The organism is Bacillus sp. TH13 (assembly GCF_016651175.1).
Lineage (GTDB): Bacteria > Bacillota > Bacilli > Bacillales > Bacillaceae_G > Bacillus_A > Bacillus_A thuringiensis_S.
The window spans coordinates 3,231,636-3,247,602 of sequence record NZ_JAEKEJ010000025.1; the positions used below are offsets into that span (position 1 = coordinate 3,231,636).

The window sequence follows — 15,967 nt, forward strand, 5'->3', positions numbered from 1 at the left end:
TCACCCTACTTTGTAACGAACTTATAACCAAGGCCGCGAACAGTTTTTATATATTCTGGTTTACTTGGATCGTGTTCAATTTTTTCACGTAGTTTTCGAATGTGGACCATAACAGTGTTGTCATCGCCATTATAGGCAGGTGCTCCCCAAACTTTTTCGTATATTTCCTCTTTCGAAAATACGTAGTTTGGATTCTCGCAAAAGAAGAGTAGTAGTTGAAAGAGTTGAGCGGAACATTCGACAATGTGACCATCCACTGTCAGTTCTGCAGAGTGCTGATCAATTTCAAATCTTCCAAATGAAATTGAGTGTGATTTTTGTTCGTGTGGTACGGTTTGTTTCATATGTCTCCGAAGCTGTGCTTTCATACGTGCTACTACTTCTAATGGATTAAATGGTTTCGTAATATAATCATCTGCACCGTATGAAAATCCGGATATTTTATCTAAATCAGATGCTTTTGCTGAGAGGAAGAAAATTGGACAATCTGTTTGTTGGCGAATGATTGGACAAATATCAAAACCAGATTGTCCAGGAAGCATTACATCTAAAATAATTAAATCGTAATGGTTTTGCTTAGTTAGAGATAAAGCTATTTCAGCTGATGTTGCAGTTGTAATATGAGAAAAGCCTTCTTTTTCAAGAATGGTAGTTAGTAATTGTAAAATTGCTGTTTCATCATCAACGAGTAAAATATTTGCTTGGTACATAAATATCCCTCCTAATTTTCTCGAATATCATATCATCATTTTGTAACTTATGGAATTTTTAAGGAAATTTTAAGGTTTTCTTTCGCAAAAAATTAAGAATCAAATGATATGATAAAAGTAACATAGGGGAGGAGATGAGTGTGAACCCGTTTCAAGTGATGCGAGCTAGATATTTTTTAATTGTATTTGCACTATTAATTTTAATAGCGAGAAGTAGTGGCGATTTGCTAACAAGTATATTTCATATACAAAATTCTTCTTTTATAAATATCCTTATATTCTATATCCTTCCGATGGTATGGATTTCTTATGAGTATAAAAAGCACCACATTTCATTTTCATTATTTGTTAATAAAAATGAAACATTTAACTTGGTACAAGTTTTATACATTACCGTTATGTTATGCATGTTTAGTTACGGGTATCTTATTTTGTATATGTATAGTTTTGCATGGATTACACCGGACTTTATTATGAACGCCCTGCATGAACCAATTGTAGATAGTACTGGGGGATATGTATCTCAAGTCATTAGGGTCGTATTCATCGCACCAATTATCGGGGAATTTGTTTTTCGCGGATTTTTACTTCAACGTTTTGCAACAAAATGGGGAACGAGCATAGCGACCATCGTTGTAGCAATATTGTTTGCGTTGTTACATGTTGATTTCCTCGGTGCAGCCATATTCAGCATCGTATTGTCAATCGTATATATTCGTACGAAAAGTTTACTCATGCCAATTGCAATACATATGTTAAACAATGCATTTGTAATAGGTGCGTCTTTTCTAATAAGTAGAGAAAAAATTATGAGTTTTGCCGATTTCTCAAATTATACGACATTCTTTCCTGGATTTATTATTTTTATAACAGGATTAAACTTAGTACTTATCTTTTTATTTGTTAATCGCAAATATTGGAGTAAAGAAGTGCCAGTTATATATGCAGAGCAGAAAAAGAGCTTTTCAGATGTAGTCGGGAGTAAATAAGATGAAGAAGACGGTTGAAAAAATATTAAAAGACATTATAGATTCTACGTCTATTACAGATATGTGTGATAGAAGTGTTTGTCATTGGCTTCAACCTGTAGTAGATACGATTGTGTTTCCAGAGTATTACGTATTTTCTAGTACTCATTTAAAAGAAAATATTATTTCTCTTCTTATTGTGTTCGGGGTTTTACTAATATTTGGTCTAATTGTAGAAGAAATGATGAAGCGCATCTTCAGAAAGAATGAAGAGAAGTATATGTGGATTCATAAAGTATTCGAGAAAGTAATGGTGGCTTTCCTTTTGTTTTATGGTATGAAAACAATCATTTACTTTATAGCTTTGAAACATCATTAATTCGAAATTTGAAAGGGATGTATAAAATTATATGAATGAAACGATATCATCAAATAAGTTTTTTTATTTGATTTTGCTTAGTCTAGTGTTAATAACGACAGTGAATGTTATTTTGCGCTGGGAGGAAGCTTATTTTTTCATGTATTTAGCGCTCCATTTGCTAGGGATTTTATGTATAAGTGGTGGAGTGGTTACTGAAAAAAAGAATGAAGAAAGCGTTAACTATATGTGTGTGATCGGTCTTGTTTTACTTTTAGCTGTACAGGGTATTATGAAATATAGTTCTTTCTCTTTACAAGATTTTAGTTTATTAATAGATGTACTTCCTTAAAGAGGCTCTTTATGTTATCTAAAAAGCAAGTAGGGTACGTACTAGTTTTAATCGGATTTTTTACGATTATCCCGCTATTTGCCGGGCAGTAAGACCCCCACTGATTAAAGTTTCACTTTATTATAACGACGCTCTTTTTTCAAGACTATGAGTATATATGATATGTAAAAGGCGTTGGTTTGTAAGTGCTTCCGGATTATGAACCGAAGAAAGTGTTTAAAGATAGGTAAAACTCTTCTTATGTAGAAGAGTTTTTTTATGTAAATAAAAAGATCCAGAGCAATTCACATAATAAGCTTGTTCTAATTTAGCGTGTACGAACTTACAATAATAATAGACAGGCAGCATAGAGGAGGGAATAGCGTGAGGAAGGTTATTGGTTGGTCGCTTTTTTTGTACGTTGGATTTGCGTTACTTATATATTGGTATTTATTTGGATGGAATCATGAACTTATTCCGGACATGTATAAAGGAACAAGTGCAGATCCAGAAACGTTTATGAGTGCTAGAGAGCTTACGCTAAGCCAAGATTATTCGCGTGTGAAAAATTTACTATACTTTTTAGCGACGCCTCTTGAATGGATTATTTTATTATTTGTACTTGTGCTAGGTATTTCAAGAAAGTTTGAGAAATGGTCGAAGGAAACGACTAAAATAAGTGTCTTGCAAGTTGCGATTTATTTCTTTTATTTATCATTACTGACAACAGTGCTTGCCTTACCGATGCAATGGATTGGCCGGAAAGTATCCGTTGATTACGGCATTTCAACACAAAGTACACAAAGCTGGATAAAAGATCATGTTATCGGTTTTTGGGAAAGTTATGCGACTATGTTAATCGTAGTTACCGTTCTATTATGGCTTATCCGTAAATTTCCGAAGAGATGGTGGCTAGCAGGGTGGGCGCTCTCTGTTCCATTTACAATCTTTTTAACATTCATACAGCCTGTCGTTATTGATCCGCTTTATAACGACTTCTCAACGCTGAAAAATAAAGAATTAGAAACGAAAATTTTAGCGATAGCAGACAAAGCTGACATTCCTGCTAAACACGTATATGAAGTAAATATGTCAGAAAAAACGAATGCATTAAATGCTTACGTAACAGGAATTGGTCCTAACGCCCGTATTGTAATGTGGGATACAACGCTTAAGCAGTTAAAAGATAAAGAGATATTATTTATCATGGCTCATGAAATGGGACATTATGTTATGAAGCATATATACTTTGGCGTTGCAAGTTATGTGTTGCTATCGTTTATAGGTATGTTTTTAATTAGTCGTATTATAAATATGTGTATTCGCAAATGGGGAGATACATTGCAAATTTCAAAAGTGGCATGTTCCTCCATTTTACCTTTATTTTTCTTAATTTCTTCTGTACTCTCTTTTGCAGCACAACCAGCAACAAACTATGTTTCACGTATAGAAGAAAGAGCGGCAGATCAATATGCTTTAAATATGACGAAGGACGGGAAATCTGGTGTGAAAACTTTTCAATATTTATCAAAAACAAGTCTAAGCCAAGTAAATCCGCCTGCGTTAGTGAAGTTTTTCTTATACACGCACCCACCAATTTTTGAAAGAATTCATACGTTTGAACAATATGAGAAACAAAGCAAAAAGGAGTAGCATGATAGCTACTTCTTTTTTTATAGAGATATAAGTTTGATATTGGGAATATTTATCATTGCTTTTTATTGAGATTTTGTAAATAATAAGCTATAAAATTCTAAAAATCTATATATAAAGGAATAAAGGTGGAAAAATGTATTTTTTACAAAATTTAAAAGTGAAATATAAATTATTATCGCTTATTTCATTAGCAGTTTTAGGTATGATAATTATGAGCAGTGTAGCAATTAATTCTATTAATAAGATTAAGCACGATACAGAGGTTGTAGTAGATGATTATCAATATTCTGCAATTTTATTAGAAGGAATGCTTCGCACACAAAATTCACTAGAATATAATTTATTAGAATTAATTACGGTATCACAAAATGAAGTGGCAAATAAAGAGGGAATAATTGATAATATTGAAAAGGATCTTAAAAAATATGATTCTTTATTAAAAGAATATGATGATGGTTTTAATTTAAGTAAGCAAGAGGATGAACTGTTTCAGAAGATGAAGAAATCTTTGCCAAGTTATAAAGATACATATAAAAAATTATTTGAAAAGGCGAAGGCAACAAATGAGCCACAAATGGTAAATGAATTTCAGAAGGAATTAAAACCGAAGGGAATAGAGTTAGCTGGTTATGCAGTGGATCTAGAATCGTATGTTTCAAACTTAGCTGATCAAGTGTTTAAAGATTCTCAAAAAATGATTGATCGATCCGTTATTACCTTTATCATTCTTGTAGTAGTTACTACAATCGTTATATGTATAGTAAGTTATATTATTAGTAGGCTTATAGTTGCTCCGTTACAAACGGTTAGTCGTATGATGGAAAGAGCGAAAGAAGGAGATTTAACTGTACATGGTGATTATAATGCTAAGGATGAATTAGGTGTATTGGTAAGTAATTTTAACGAGATGATTGCAGGGCTAAGAACAAATATGCAGGAAGTAGAGAATAATATTCAGCTTTTATTCCAACATGCAGACGGAGTAGCATCTGCATCAGAAGTATCTAGTAGTGCAGCGAAGAAAATCACTATGGATATTGAAGAAGTTGCAAATGGTGCAGAGAGTCAAATGCAAGCAATGGAACAAACTGCGGGTGCGATGGAAGAGTTGACACAAGGAATGCAGAGTATAGTCAATACATCGTCCTCTGTAAATGAATTGTCTGCTCAATCAGCATTAGATGCAGAGAATGGTAATAAATTAATGAAACAAATGATTCAACAGATGGATACAATCCAAAATTCGGTACATAGCGGTGTGAAACAAGTAGAGACTATGAAAGAACAATCAGAAGAAATTGTTAAAATCATTGATGTTATGCAAGGTATTACCTCTCAGATTAACTTATTAGCATTAAACGCCGCAATTGAGGCTGCACGTGCTGGAGAAAGTGGTAGAGGATTTGCAATTGTTGCAGATGAAGTGCGGAAATTAGCAGAACAATCTAGTGATTCTGCAAAACAAATTGAGAATCTTATTACTCAAGTTATGGGAACAACGAACCATACGGTACATATGATGGGGAAAGTAGATAATGAGGTACAGGCAGGTACACAAGTAGTAATGCATACAGAAAAAGTATTTGGAACAATTACAGAAAAAGTACAGCAAGTATCTGAGCAAATTCAAACGGTATCTATGTCTACAGATGAAATTGCAGCGAGTAGTGAGGAAATCTCGGCTTCTGCAGAAGACATGGCTCAAATTTCCCAAAGATCATCTGACCGAACTGATAGGGTAAAAGAGTCTATTCAACAGCAAGAAAAATCTGTTCAAGAGATTTCGGTTTCAATTGAACATATGCATAACGCAGCAGGAAAATTAAAACAAATAGTTGCCCAATTTACTCTTCAAAAGTAGTAGCATATTTGAGTGTTAATAAATATAAAAAAGCATCCTCTTTTAAGAAAAAAGGATGCTTTTTTTATTACTACTATTCTTAGATTTCGGGCATTTTCAAGGTGATGATCTATACATACTAGATTTGTATATTACTTATTTTTTGACAGTTTAAGAGATTTATCGACGAGAATTATTTCTGTATTAGTGTTTTTAGATCCTGTTGTTGCAATATTATTAGATACTGTCTTTACCGGATTTAGACTGACTAGTATGCAAGTAGTAGGGATTATCCTTATATTTGTAGGGATGGCGCTAACTTTTCGCAAGGGAAGAGAAGGTGAGTTATCAGTGGAGAGGAATGCTACCTCTGAAATATAAATCATGAATATAGTAACCTCCATTAGGCATCTCCTTTACGCGCGCCAATAAAGGGAAGTTGTAAAGTGAAAAGGAGTTTATAAAGAGATTGTAGAATGTTTTAGTATATAACACCTTAGATGTGACAACTTCCTTTTTGAAAAAGAAAGAAGGAGGCATAAAGCAGAAAGGTAGTGGAAATATTTCTTCTAGAAGATTTGCATTTTATCTTACATTCACCAAAAAATAGTACTCCTGAAACAATGAGGTTCATTTTATTTGAATGAAATAGGGAGAGAGGACGATGAAGAAAAAAATATTGGGTGTAATGATGATTGCGACAATGGCAGGAGGTATATTTGCAGGGACAAGTGTGACGTCTGTAAAAGCGGAAGAGTATCCACAAATGATTGTGTTTGAAGATGTTCCATACGGGTTTTGGGCATATGACGCTATTATGGATTTAGCATATCATAAAATTATATTAGGGTATGGAAACGGGAAGTATGGTGTTGGTGATCTTACAACACGTGAACAAGTAGCTGGTATTATTTACAGAACACTTGAAATGAAAGAAGAAGGATCAGTAGCGAATCCGTATAAAGATATTTCTGATAGTACAACAACTTTTAAAAAGGAAATTTTGGCGTTAACAAAACGTGGTGTTTTTACAGGGGATGGGCAAGGGAACTTTAGGCCGAAAGCACCAGTCTCTAGAGCGGAAATGGCTGCCATTTTAAAACGAGCATTTACTTTTGAAACGAAACAAAAACATACATTTAAAGATATTCCAAAAGGCCACTGGGCAGAAGATGCAATTAGTGCGCTACAATCTAATAATGTTGTAAGAGGAACTGGGAATGGCATGTATGAGTTAAATCGCCCTGTACCTAGAGAACAATATGCTCAATTTATTAATAATGCGATTATTAATTATCATTTGAAAGAGGATTGGAGATAGAGTGAAATATGAAAGCACAAATAGAAATATTTGTGCTTTTTTTGTTTGTTTAACAAAGAATTATTATTCGTTTTTGTGTATTTTTAATGTTATACATAAGCTTTATAATCAACCCCATAAAAAAGACATGATGTGTAATATGATTCACAAAACTGTCACGAAATGTGTCGGAAAATATATTGTTACTATACTATTTGTTATGTATATTTGAAAAAACATATACATATTGGGGAGGAAATGTAATGAGCAAAAAATTATTAAAAACAGCTACAGCATTAACAATTATGGGTGGGGTGTTATTCTCAGCAGAGAGTAACAATGTAAAAGCGGAAAGTGCACCGTTGCAAAAAACAAATACAATTGTATTTAAAGATGTACCAAAAGGACATTGGGCATATGAGGCGATTCATGAATTAGCGGAACAAGAAATTATTTTGGGATATGGCGATGGAATATTCGGTTTTGGGGATAATGTAACACGTGAGCAAGTTGCAGCTTTAATTTACCGTGTGTTTGATATGGAAGAACAAGATGAATATGAAAACCCATATGGAGATATCGATGAAAATTCAACAAGCTTTATCGAGGAGATATTGGCTTTAACGGAAATGGGAATTTTCCAGGGAGACGAGAATGGAAACTTTAGACCGAAGGCGACGTTAACGCGTGCGGAAATGGCACAAGTTCTTACGAATGCTTTTGACTTACAGGCAAAGGGATCTCATAACTTTAATGATGTTTCAGCAAATTCATGGGCAACGAATGCAATTAGTGCAGTACAAACAAATGGTATTACAATGGGAATCGGAGAAGGTAAATTCGGTCCGACTATGAAGGTAACGAGAGAACAATACGCACAGTTTTTACATAGAGCAATATTGCATGATATGGAACAAGGGCAGTAATAAAGTTTAACTAGTCAAAGTGAAATTTAAAAATAATACAAAAAAGGTCGTTGTTGTATAACAGCGACCTTTTTTGTATGAAATAAAGCGCGAAAGCATGGCGTTTTGAAAAAAGCGAAATGAATTTTCAAAAAAACTTCCTTTTCTGAAGATTTGTTATATAATATAAAACATGAAATCAAATCTGTTATAAAACAGTTTAAGAAGGGGATGCTAATATGTCGACGCAAACTTCACGGGTTACACTCGTGGGAGAAATGTTACCAGCGTACAACGAAATATTGACACCTGAGGTGCTTAGTTTTTTGAAGGAACTACATGAGAATTTTAATGAGCGCCGCATAGAACTTTTACAAAAACGTGTAGAAAAACAAAAGAGAATTGATGCAGGGGAGTTTCCGAAGTTTCTAGAAGAAACAAAACACATACGTGAAGCGGATTGGACAATTGCCAAGCTGCCAAAAGACTTAGAGGATCGCCGCGTAGAGATTACTGGACCGGTAGATAGAAAGATGGTCATTAACGCTTTAAATTCAGGAGCGCATCTTTTTATGGCGGATTTTGAAGATTCGAATTCACCAACTTGGGAAAATGCAGTGGAAGGCCAAATAAATTTACGTGATGCAGTAAAAGGAACGATATCATATGAAAATGATAAAGGGAAAGAATATAGATTAAATGAGAAAACAGCTGTACTCATTGTACGTCCAAGAGGATGGCATTTAGAGGAAAAGCATATGCAAGTTGATGGGAAAAATATGTCGGGTAGCTTAGTAGATTTCGGCTTGTACTTTTTCCATAATGCGAAAGCTCTTTTAGCAAAAGGGAGCGGCCCATACTTTTACTTACCGAAAATGGAAAGTTATTTAGAAGCGAGATTATGGAATGATGTATTCGTATTTGCTCAAAAATATATCGGCATTCCAAATGGAACGATTAAAGCAACTGTGTTACTGGAAACGATTCACGCTTCGTTTGAAATGGATGAAATTTTGTATGAGCTAAAAGATCATTCTGCTGGCTTAAACTGTGGAAGATGGGATTATATTTTTAGCTTTTTAAAGAGTTTCCGTAATCATAATAAATTCTTACTACCAGATAGAGCACAAGTCACGATGACAGCGCCATTTATGCGTTCGTATTCTTTGAAAGTAATTCAAACGTGTCACCGCCGTAATGCACCAGCAATTGGAGGAATGGCGGCACAAATTCCGATTAAAAATAATCCAGAAGCAAATGAAGCAGCTTTTGAAAAAGTGCGTGCTGATAAGGAGCGCGAAGCTTTAGACGGTCATGACGGGACTTGGGTTGCCCACCCTGGACTTGTACCGGTTGCAATGGAAGTATTTAATCACATTATGAAAACACCGAATCAAATTTTTAGAAAACGTGAAGAAATATGTGTAACAGAAAACGATTTACTAGATGTACCGGTGGGAACGATTACAGAAGAGGGCCTTCGCATGAATATTAGCGTAGGTATTCAATATATTGCATCTTGGTTAAGCGGACGGGGAGCAGCACCCATTTATAACTTAATGGAAGATGCGGCAACTGCTGAAATTTCAAGAGCACAAGTATGGCAATGGATTCGTCATGAAGGTGGAAAACTAAATGATGGTCGTAATATTACGCTTGAATTAATGGAAGAGCTAAAAGAAGAAGAATTAGCAAAAATAGAAAGAGAGATTGGTAAGGAAGCCTTTAAGAAAGGGAGATTCCAAGAGGCGACAACGTTGTTTACAAATCTCGTTCGAAATGATGAATTCGTACCATTTTTAACATTACCGGGTTATGAAATTTTATAAAAAATGAAAAGGGGATGGAACAAATGAAAAACGAAAGAATCGAGAAATTACAAGAAAGCTGGGAATTAGATGAGCGTTGGAAAGGGATCACACGTCCATATTCGGCAGAAGATGTAATTCGCCTGCGCGGATCAATTGATATTGAACATACATTAGCGCGCCGCGGTGCTGAGAAGCTTTGGACATCGCTTCATACAGAAGACTATATTAACGCACTTGGCGCATTAACAGGAAACCAAGCGATGCAACAAGTAAAAGCTGGGTTAAAAGCGATTTACTTAAGTGGTTGGCAAGTGGCAGCTGATGCAAACCTTTCTGGACATATGTATCCAGACCAAAGTTTATATCCAGCGAACAGCGTACCTGCTGTAGTGAAACGAATTAATCAAACACTTCAACGTGCGGATCAAATTCAACATATGGAAGGAAGCGATGATACAGACTATTTCGTACCGATTGTAGCAGATGCAGAAGCTGGATTTGGTGGACAATTAAACGTATTCGAACTGATGAAAGGTATGATTGAAGCAGGTGCATCAGGTGTGCATTTTGAAGATCAATTATCTTCAGAGAAAAAATGTGGCCATTTAGGTGGAAAAGTACTACTACCAACGCAAACAGCGGTACGTAATTTAATTTCTGCACGTCTTGCAGCAGATGTAATGGGAGTGCCGACAATTATCGTTGCAAGAACAGATGCAGATGCAGCTGATTTAATTACGAGCGATATCGATCCTGTTGATAAAGCATTTATTACAGGAGAAAGAACACCAGAAGGATTTTACCGTACGAATGCAGGTCTTGATCAAGCAATTGCGCGCGGTTTAGCGTATGCACCGTATGCAGACCTCGTTTGGTGTGAAACGTCGGAACCAAATTTAGAAGATGCAAAACGATTTGCGGACGCAATTCATAAGGAGCATCCAGGAAAGTTACTTGCATATAACTGTTCACCTTCATTCAACTGGAAACAAAAACTAGATGAAAAAACAATTGCGAGCTTCCAAAAGGAAATCGCATCTTACGGTTATAAGTTCCAATTCGTAACACTTGCTGGATTCCATTCATTAAATTACGGTATGTTTGAACTAGCACGTGGCTATAAAGAGCGCGGCATGGCAGCATACTCTGAACTACAACAAGCTGAATTTGCAGCTGAAAAACACGGCTACTCTGCAACACGTCATCAACGCGAAGTAGGAACAGGTTACTTTGATGAAGTTGCACAAGTGATTACAGGCGGAACTTCATCAACGACAGCGTTAAAAGGATCTACAGAAGAAGCACAGTTTACGAAATAAAAGGAAGGGGCACCTGTTTGAAGGGTGCCCCTTGTTATTTTGTGAACGATTCGAAAAGAGATATCGATTTATCGGCAAAAAACGATACTAACTTTTCTTTATTACTAAATCAACTCCACTCAGCCCTATGATTACGAATAAATTTCATATCTTTCTCATAATGCTCTAGATGTCCTTCATCAATCATTCTTTGGAAATTCAAGTCGCCTTCTTGCGCTTTTCGTTTCATATATGTACATAACCCTTCTAATCGAAGCAACACTATTCCTAAGTAATCTTCATCCATATTTTTACCATAGGACTGAACGAATAATTTCACTCTCTCTTTAATACGATCTGCATGTTGCGATGATTCATAATGAATGGCTTCACCAGATTCTGTATAATACACTCTACTTAAAGGCACACAAGTATAAAGTGTATAAGCGATATCCCATAGTCTTGGACCAGGAGCAGCAACATCGAAATCAATAATCCCTACTGGCTTCTCATTATTAAAAATAATGTTATATATGGCAAAATCATTGTGGCATAAAACCTCAATGTTATTTGGCGTGTGATCCATCGGTTTCCAATCATCTAATAACGGAAAATCACTTACAGCATCATGGTAAAGGCGGAGCATCTTTGCGATTTCTTTTAATACATCATTAGATCGCATATATTCTTTTAAAGGATAATTCCCAGCTTCTCCTTCAATAAAGGATAAAATCTCTCTATCTTTTTCATCTACACCTAAAAACTTTGGAGCATAATGAAATCCTTTGTTTTCTAAGTGTTGTAATAGCTTATGGATCTTTGCGCTATCTGGCTTTAACTCTCGACGAACAGTATTTTCAGAACGATATACGTTCGAAACGTTTCCGCCTTTTAGCTTTTCTTCGTTATCGTAGTTTGCCATGTGAAAATTCCCCCTATAATTAAAAAATCCAATTCCAAATAGTGAATAGACCAACAATGGCAGAAAAGAGAAGGCAAGCAAGGAATGCTAGACAGCCAAAAGGAACTAGCTTATCTTGCCATGTTTCTTTATACTCATAAATTAACTCCTCTGCTACTTTCTTCTGCACTGAAGATAAAGGTTGATCTTTATACAAACCTTTTATATGGTTAGAATCGCCTTTAAACTTTAAAGCACGTGCAATATGATGCGGATTATTTCCCATTGATTTTTCGAATAATAAACATGATTCATGCATAATATCTGTTTTATGCGCCTCTAGATACCAGTAACGTCCAGCCATTTCTGGATATTGTAATGTATAATAAATATCTCCGAGTTGTTTTCGAAGATGTAATTCATTTGGGTATGTAAAGATGAGGCCGTGCAATCTGTCTCTTGCTTTTCCAAGATTATTATTTTCAATATCCTCTTCGATTCTTGCTAATGTTTTTCTAGGAATTTTGTTGTTCATAAATTCCTCCTTATTTGGAATAGAGATAATTATATTTTATAAGAAATACTAAAAATTAGAAATTCCATTTTAGAAAAAGATTGTACATTTTATTTTAATGTGCTATGATGATGTCAGTTGAATAGTTAAATTAAGCAATCCATATGTTATCAAGTGCTGAAAACGAACGAGAAAAAGTATGTGAGAACTAGTTTATGTTTCGTATTTGATAATGTGTGGATTCTTTTTTTAGACAGGAAGACTAAAAAAATTAAAATTTGTATTTTCTTAGGAGGAAATAATCATGGCAGTAACAGGACAAGTAAAATGGTTTAACAACGAAAAAGGCTTCGGTTTCATCGAAGTTCCAGGCGAAAACGACGTATTCGTACATTTCTCTGCAATCGAAACTGAAGGTTTCAAATCTCTAGAAGAAGGCCAAAAAGTTAGCTTCGAAATCGAAGAAGGTAACCGTGGACCTCAAGCTAAAAACGTAATCAAACTATAATTTTATAGTTGATGATGGAAAAAAGGATGGCTAATGCCATCCTTTTTTTAGGTTGTGGAGAAATTTTTTCCAGAGCCTGTTTTTATATCTAAATCTCTTTTTTTATGTTAAAACTGGTGAAAAATCACCCGGAATGCGTATTAGTTTCTGTAGAAGAATTAGTTCAGCAAGAGCATTTGCTGCGTATGATAGTAAATAACTATAAATTTGTATTCTCTATTGAGATAGGGAAATCTTTTCCAGATAGACCTTTAGTAACATCTTTTTTGTTAGCATTGTTGTTGGAAGTTTGTACGTTTTGAGATGATGTTTCTAACAGTTGTTCTTGTTCCTTACTAGGGGTATTCAGAGCATCTGAGGGGATGCTATTAACCTGCTGACTTAATAGATTTTCTTTATCCATAGTATACAGCTCCTTTTTGGAATTTGATAAAAAGAAATGTAATTATAAATGGCTACTTATATATATTGTGTTTTTGAATGAAATTATATACAAAACTTATATTACAAAGTTAATTAATTAACGAATTGTTAGTGATGGAAAAAGATGTACAAATTTTAATTTTTTAGTAAAAATTAAAAGCGGGTAACAAGTACAAATACTCTTTCTCATGTTTTATATAAGGATCATATTACAAATCAAAAAAGATGTAGAGAACCTTGGAAGAAAATATAGTTGTTTTTTTAAGGGTGAAGAAGAATAAATAAAATGATACTACAAATGTAAAAAGGCTTTCCAAAAAGGAAGGCCTTTTATTGTTCTTGTCCTGATTTTTTCTTCTCACGTTTTTTACATTCTGGACATTTTGATTTACGAAACGGTTTGGCAAAGAATAGCAGAATGAAAAATAAACCGAATATAATACTAGCTGAGTTTTTCACGATAATGACGCTGCTATTTTTCATTTGAATCGATGGTTGGATCTCTTTTTCTTCCATAGTGGCCCTCCATATATTGGATTTACATTTTAATTATAACAAAGTTAATTGTTGTAATGATGTGAAATGAGGAAGTGATTTCAAATATTTATAGTAGTATAAATGCTTTTTTGTGCACAATGCCATCTTATTATTGTTATATATTTATTTTAAAATTTGAAGAATGTTTGATAAATAATAAATTAATGTAAAATAGTGGAATTTGCAATCCGTTTTCTTTTCATAGGTGCTAAAATTATATATGCAGCCTGCTAATATAAATGGAAAAAAGGAGATAATAGAGTATGGAAAGTAAAGTGGAACGCTATGTCGAAAATTATGTTGTAACGAAAAATACGATGGCCTTACTTCCTGTTATTCTAAGTGAAAAGAAAATTGTTACGCGAGTCGTTGAAATGAATGATTCTTTTTTCGTATTTCAAAAACCACTAGATATTATAGAAAGAAGTTGCCGAAAGCATGGTTCTAGTTTCTTAGGCAGAAAAGAAGGAACGAAAGAATTAACTCATATTACACATAAAGCACCGATTGCGATTAGTCCTACAGATCAACTTTATTTTTTCCCTACCTATTCTTACTCTAGAAAAGAGTGCGCTTGGTTGTCTCACTTTTATATTGAAGGTAATAAAGAATTAAAAGATGGAAATCTTATTATTAGGTTTATAAATGGCTTTGCTGTGAAATTAGAAATATCAAAAACTAGTTTTGAAAATCAACAAAATCGTACAGCGAAATTGCGTACTGAATATGAAGATCGTAGGAAAAAACAAGGGAGCCCTTGTTTTAAAGAGATTGATAAAAAAGAGGAATCAACATTAAGACCTGCTTATGAGAGAGTGTATTTTGTGAAGGAAGGCGAAGTGTGAAAGGATGGGGGAATCCCCATTCTTTTTTTGTTTATCCCGCTATTTACCGGGCCGTAAGACGCACACATCAAAATTCAGCGAAAGCAAAGAAGTTAGGTGGGGCCCTGCAGCCTGTAAAAGCCGGATTGGTGAGGGGTGATTAAAGTTTCTCTTTATCAGTATTTATAGATAAATAGATGTACTAGAAAAACCGAGTTGTAATTTCATTTACCGATAAAAATATCGGAAAACCACCTAAATAACAAAACGAACGACATTTTCTGTCGAATATTGATAGATTATCATAGCTAAATAATGAAGGAATTCTTATGAAAGATATGGAAACTTTAATAAATACATCTCCATATGTCGTATCTACCATTTCCTCTTTCATATAAGCAATGATACAGTAGGGATAGTATTTAGAGTAAAGGGGTAAAGTGTAGAATGGATTTTCAGACAATCAAAGAGTATTTTTCACCAGAAAATATGGATCATATTGTTGAGAGTTATAAAGCGTTCGGACCACTTCTTGGTATTGGTTTACCGATGATAGAGGCGTTGATTCCAGCATTACCGCTTATCGTATTTGTACTGGCGAATGCTGTTGCATTTGGCTTTTGGCTCGGTTTTCTTTATTCATGGCTTGGATCAGTAATGGGTGCATTACTTGTCTTTTTCATCATCCGCCATTTTGGTCGCAGTCGTTTCTTTTCGTTTGTAAATAAGCATGAGAGAGTAAGAAAAGCAATGGGGTGGATTGAAAGGAAAGGATTCGCACCGATTTTTGTTATATTTTGTTTTCCGTTTACACCGTCAGCGCTAATAAATGTTGTCGCTGGTTTATCACGAATTAGTGTAAAACAGTTTGGGCTAGCGCTAGCATTCGGAAAACTTGTGATGATTTTTATTTTAACGTATATCGGTCATGATTTAATGTCATTTATTCATAATCCGGTGAAATCAGTCATTGTAGCGATTGGTATTTTTATTTTATGGTATGTCGGTAAGAAAATTGAAGTAAAGTTAGAACTACATTAAGAATAGTCTTCTTTGTAAAGGAAAGCTTCAGTATTAAAGGAT

17 protein-coding genes and 2 pseudogenes are annotated in these 15,967 nt (G+C 34.5%); 14 read left to right on the plus strand and 5 right to left on the minus strand.

Annotated elements, in window-relative coordinates:
* Positions 1–5: 5 nt before the first annotated feature.
* Positions 6–710: a response regulator transcription factor gene (locus JFU02_RS25165; RefSeq protein WP_086405965.1), complete on the minus strand. Its 705-nt coding sequence runs from the start codon at positions 708–710 to the stop codon at positions 6–8.
* Positions 711–850: 140 nt separating this feature from the next.
* Here JFU02_RS25165 and JFU02_RS25170 point away from each other — a divergent pair, with 140 nt between their 5' ends.
* The 11 genes and pseudogenes from JFU02_RS25170 (at position 851) to aceA (ending at position 11,198) form a co-directional block, all read left to right on the plus strand.
* Positions 851–1,699 (plus strand): CPBP family intramembrane glutamic endopeptidase, encoded by an 849-nt coding sequence (locus JFU02_RS25170; protein ID WP_140348259.1) that lies wholly within the window; start codon positions 851–853, stop codon positions 1,697–1,699.
* Position 1,700: 1 nt separating this feature from the next.
* Positions 1,701–2,057 carry a hypothetical protein gene (locus tag JFU02_RS25175; RefSeq protein ID WP_086405967.1) on the plus strand — a complete coding sequence of 119 codons (357 nt, stop codon included), beginning with the start codon at positions 1,701–1,703 and terminating at the stop codon, positions 2,055–2,057.
* Positions 2,058–2,088: 31 nt separating this feature from the next.
* A complete protein-coding gene (locus JFU02_RS25180; protein ID WP_001006050.1) occupies positions 2,089–2,388 on the plus strand; it encodes a DUF2101 family protein in 300 nt (99 codons plus the stop codon).
* Between the two features lie 363 nt (positions 2,389–2,751).
* A complete protein-coding gene (locus JFU02_RS25185; protein WP_061666446.1) occupies positions 2,752–4,020 on the plus strand; it encodes a M48 family metallopeptidase in 1,269 nt (422 codons plus the stop codon).
* Between the two features lie 136 nt (positions 4,021–4,156).
* Positions 4,157–4,936: pseudogene (locus JFU02_RS32825) on the plus strand (MCP four helix bundle domain-containing protein); the annotation flags it as partial.
* Positions 4,937–5,092: 156 nt separating this feature from the next.
* Positions 5,093–5,884: a methyl-accepting chemotaxis protein gene (locus JFU02_RS32830; RefSeq protein WP_406940645.1), complete on the plus strand. Its 792-nt coding sequence runs from the start codon at positions 5,093–5,095 to the stop codon at positions 5,882–5,884.
* A gap of 58 nt (positions 5,885–5,942) precedes the next feature.
* Positions 5,943–6,244, plus strand: a pseudogene (locus JFU02_RS25195) (EamA family transporter); the annotation flags it as partial.
* A 283-nt stretch (positions 6,245–6,527) separates the two neighbouring features.
* Positions 6,528–7,184: an S-layer homology domain-containing protein gene (locus tag JFU02_RS25200; RefSeq protein WP_140337697.1), complete on the plus strand. Its 657-nt coding sequence runs from the start codon at positions 6,528–6,530 to the stop codon at positions 7,182–7,184.
* A 242-nt stretch (positions 7,185–7,426) separates the two neighbouring features.
* Positions 7,427–8,089, plus strand: coding sequence for an S-layer homology domain-containing protein (locus JFU02_RS25205; protein WP_061666451.1), 663 nt, complete (start codon positions 7,427–7,429; stop codon positions 8,087–8,089).
* A 218-nt stretch (positions 8,090–8,307) separates the two neighbouring features.
* Positions 8,308–9,897, plus strand: a complete 1,590-nt coding sequence (aceB, locus tag JFU02_RS25210) for a malate synthase A (RefSeq protein ID WP_086405970.1) — start codon at positions 8,308–8,310, stop codon at positions 9,895–9,897.
* A gap of 23 nt (positions 9,898–9,920) precedes the next feature.
* Entirely contained in the window at positions 9,921–11,198 is a 1,278-nt protein-coding gene (aceA, locus tag JFU02_RS25215) for an isocitrate lyase (RefSeq protein ID WP_000787346.1), read from the plus strand.
* A 109-nt stretch (positions 11,199–11,307) separates the two neighbouring features.
* On the opposite strand, the gene JFU02_RS25220 is transcribed toward aceA, so the two are convergent.
* A complete protein-coding gene (locus tag JFU02_RS25220) occupies positions 11,308–12,099 on the minus strand; it encodes a phosphotransferase (RefSeq protein ID WP_061666457.1) in 792 nt (263 codons plus the stop codon).
* A 19-nt stretch (positions 12,100–12,118) separates the two neighbouring features.
* A complete protein-coding gene (locus JFU02_RS25225; RefSeq protein WP_086405971.1) occupies positions 12,119–12,613 on the minus strand; it encodes a DUF6584 family protein in 495 nt (164 codons plus the stop codon).
* Positions 12,614–12,896: 283 nt separating this feature from the next.
* Here JFU02_RS25225 and cspA point away from each other — a divergent pair, with 283 nt between their 5' ends.
* Positions 12,897–13,100: an RNA chaperone/antiterminator CspA gene (gene cspA, locus JFU02_RS25230; protein WP_000301522.1), complete on the plus strand. Its 204-nt coding sequence runs from the start codon at positions 12,897–12,899 to the stop codon at positions 13,098–13,100.
* Positions 13,101–13,299: 199 nt separating this feature from the next.
* On the opposite strand, the gene JFU02_RS25235 is transcribed toward cspA, so the two are convergent.
* Positions 13,300–13,503, minus strand: coding sequence for a hypothetical protein (locus JFU02_RS25235; protein WP_061666462.1), 204 nt, complete (start codon positions 13,501–13,503; stop codon positions 13,300–13,302).
* 350 nt (positions 13,504–13,853) lie between these two features.
* A complete protein-coding gene (locus tag JFU02_RS25240) occupies positions 13,854–14,039 on the minus strand; it encodes a hypothetical protein (protein ID WP_000391373.1) in 186 nt (61 codons plus the stop codon).
* Positions 14,040–14,323: 284 nt separating this feature from the next.
* Here JFU02_RS25240 and JFU02_RS25245 point away from each other — a divergent pair, with 284 nt between their 5' ends.
* Positions 14,324–14,905 carry a competence protein ComK gene (locus tag JFU02_RS25245; RefSeq protein ID WP_000444446.1) on the plus strand — a complete coding sequence of 194 codons (582 nt, stop codon included), beginning with the start codon at positions 14,324–14,326 and terminating at the stop codon, positions 14,903–14,905.
* 426 nt (positions 14,906–15,331) lie between these two features.
* Positions 15,332–15,925 (plus strand): TVP38/TMEM64 family protein, encoded by a 594-nt coding sequence (locus JFU02_RS25250; protein ID WP_000347517.1) that lies wholly within the window; start codon positions 15,332–15,334, stop codon positions 15,923–15,925.
* The last annotated feature ends 42 nt before the right edge of the window (positions 15,926–15,967 follow it).

Bases quoted from the DNA above. Each gene is read 5' to 3' on its own strand.
- aceB (WP_086405970.1), top strand. From the start codon at position 8,308: ATGTCGACGCAAACTTCACGGGTTACACTCGTGGGAGAAATGTTACCA.
- JFU02_RS25180 (WP_001006050.1), top strand. From the start codon at position 2,089: ATGAATGAAACGATATCATCAAATAAGTTTTTTTATTTGATTTTGCTT.
- cspA (WP_000301522.1), top strand. From the start codon at position 12,897: ATGGCAGTAACAGGACAAGTAAAATGGTTTAACAACGAAAAAGGCTTC.
- JFU02_RS25250 (WP_000347517.1), top strand. From the start codon at position 15,332: ATGGATTTTCAGACAATCAAAGAGTATTTTTCACCAGAAAATATGGAT.
- JFU02_RS25220 (WP_061666457.1), bottom strand. From the start codon at position 12,099: ATGGCAAACTACGATAACGAAGAAAAGCTAAAAGGCGGAAACGTTTCG.
- JFU02_RS25175 (WP_086405967.1), top strand. From the start codon at position 1,701: ATGAAGAAGACGGTTGAAAAAATATTAAAAGACATTATAGATTCTACG.
- JFU02_RS25165 (WP_086405965.1), bottom strand. From the start codon at position 710: ATGTACCAAGCAAATATTTTACTCGTTGATGATGAAACAGCAATTTTA.
- aceA (WP_000787346.1), top strand. From the start codon at position 9,921: ATGAAAAACGAAAGAATCGAGAAATTACAAGAAAGCTGGGAATTAGAT.
- JFU02_RS25205 (WP_061666451.1), top strand. From the start codon at position 7,427: ATGAGCAAAAAATTATTAAAAACAGCTACAGCATTAACAATTATGGGT.
- JFU02_RS25235 (WP_061666462.1), bottom strand. From the start codon at position 13,503: ATGGATAAAGAAAATCTATTAAGTCAGCAGGTTAATAGCATCCCCTCA.
- JFU02_RS25245 (WP_000444446.1), top strand. From the start codon at position 14,324: ATGGAAAGTAAAGTGGAACGCTATGTCGAAAATTATGTTGTAACGAAA.
- JFU02_RS32830 (WP_406940645.1), top strand. From the start codon at position 5,093: ATGCAAGCAATGGAACAAACTGCGGGTGCGATGGAAGAGTTGACACAA.
- JFU02_RS25225 (WP_086405971.1), bottom strand. From the start codon at position 12,613: ATGAACAACAAAATTCCTAGAAAAACATTAGCAAGAATCGAAGAGGAT.
- JFU02_RS25240 (WP_000391373.1), bottom strand. From the start codon at position 14,039: ATGGAAGAAAAAGAGATCCAACCATCGATTCAAATGAAAAATAGCAGC.
- JFU02_RS25200 (WP_140337697.1), top strand. From the start codon at position 6,528: ATGAAGAAAAAAATATTGGGTGTAATGATGATTGCGACAATGGCAGGA.